The organism is Enterobacteriaceae endosymbiont of Donacia piscatrix (genome assembly GCF_012569525.1).
Classification (GTDB): domain Bacteria; phylum Pseudomonadota; class Gammaproteobacteria; order Enterobacterales; family Enterobacteriaceae.
Genome location: NZ_CP046200.1, coordinates 439,336 through 441,315, shown reverse-complemented (window position 1 = coordinate 441,315; position 1,980 = coordinate 439,336). Strand labels below are relative to the sequence as shown.

The window sequence follows — 1,980 nt, the reverse complement described above, 5'->3', positions numbered from 1 at the left end:
CTATTTAATTAAAATTAATCATCAAATTTTTAATTTTAATAATAAACCTATTAATATAGGTATTTTTGGACAAATAGATAAATCGAGTATTACTCCTCAAAAATATCTAAATAAGAAACATAATAATGTTACTATGAAAACATTTGATGGAGTAGCTTTTTCAACAGAAAAAATAAAATATAAAAAATATAAGTTTCCTTATGTTTTAAAAAAAAAATATATACAATTTAGAACTTATAATGGATGGATTGCTATGTTACAACAGTATTTTACTTCTGCTTGGATTTTACCTCATTTTTCTCAAGAAAATACTGTTTATATAAAAAAAAAATTTACTAATATTATTAGTATTGGTTTTAAATCTCCATCTTATTTAATTTTACCAGGTAAAAAACATAATTTCACATCTCAATTATGGATAGGACCTAAAATTCAAGAAATAATGTCTAAAATAACACCTTTTTTAGATTTAACTATAGATTATGGTTTTTTAGGGTTTTTATCTAAGTTATTATTTAAATTATTAAATTTAATCTTTAGTATAGTAAAAAATTGGGGATTTTCAATTATTATTATTACTATAATAATAAGAATATTAACATATCCATTATCCAAACAACAGTATATAACTATTACTAAAATGAATGATTTACAACCAGAAATAAAAAAAATAAAAGAAAAATTTGGTAATGATAAAAAACGTTTTAGTAAAGAAATAATTTTATTATATAAAAAAGAAAATTTAAATCCTTTTACCGGTTTTTTCCCATTTATTATACAAATGCCTATCTTTTTAGCTTTATATTATATGTTAATTAGTTCAATTGAACTAAGACATGCTAAATTTCTTTTTTGGATAAAAGACTTATCATCAGAAGATCCATATTATATTTTACCAATTATAACGGGTATTACTATGTTAGTTATACAATATTTTTCTCAAAACAAATATGAAAACAATAATTCTATACAAAATAAATTAACATATATAATACCTATTATTTTTAGTTTCTTTTTTTTATGGCTTCCTTCAGGATTAGTTTTATATTATATAGTTAATAATTTAATCACTATTTTACAACAAAAATGGATTGTTTATTTAATAAATAATCAAAATTATAAAATTTCATAATTAAATTTAAAATTTATGGGAAAACAATATCATACAATTATTGCAAGAGCTACTCCTTTAGGACAAGGTAGTATAGGAGTTATTAGAATATCTGGAAATAAAGTTATTAATGTGATTAAACACACATTAAAATTAAAATATATAAAACCACGATATGCATACTATTTACCATTTTTTTATAAAAATAAAGTTATAGATAAAGGTATTGCCTTATGGTTTCCTAAACCTAATTCTTTTACTGGAGAAGATGTCTTAGAATTACAATGTCATGGTAATGCAATATTAATGGATTTGTTAATAAATGATATTATAATACATATTCATGATATAAGAATTGCATCTCCAGGAGAATTTTCTAAAAGAGCTTTTTTAAATAAAAAAATAGATTTAACTCAAGCTGAAGCAATTGCTGATATTATTTCTGCTAATTCTAAACAAGCTATTTTTTCAGCGATGAATTTAATGAATGGTAAATTATCATCATTATTAAAAAATTTTAAAAATAAAATTATTAATATAAGAGTAAAAATAGAATCTTTTTTAGAATTTAATCATGAAATTAATTTTTCTATTTTTTGTAAAAAAATTTTAATAAAAATAAAAAAATCATTAGAATCTTTAATAAAAATTATAAAATATGTAAAAAATGGAATAAACATAAAAGAAGGAATTAAAATAGTATTAATTGGTCCTCCTAATTCTGGAAAATCTAGTTTAATGAATTTAATTACTGATAAGGATATTTCTATAGTAACTAATATTCCTGGTACCACTAGAGATGTTTTACATGAAAAATTTTATATTAATTCAGTACCAATAGAAATTATAGATACAGCAGGAATTAGAAA

General features: G+C 20.2%; 2 protein-coding genes. Both read left to right on the top strand.

Annotated features, from left to right (window positions below):
• A partial coding sequence (gene yidC, locus GJT96_RS02195) for a membrane protein insertase YidC (RefSeq protein WP_169780563.1) occupies positions 1-1,132 on the top strand: 1,132 nt, incomplete at its 5' end.
• Between the two features lie 15 nt (positions 1,133-1,147).
• Positions 1,148-1,980, top strand: an 833-nt coding sequence (locus GJT96_RS02190) for a tRNA modification GTPase (protein WP_169780562.1), incomplete at its 3' end; no start/stop codon positions are given.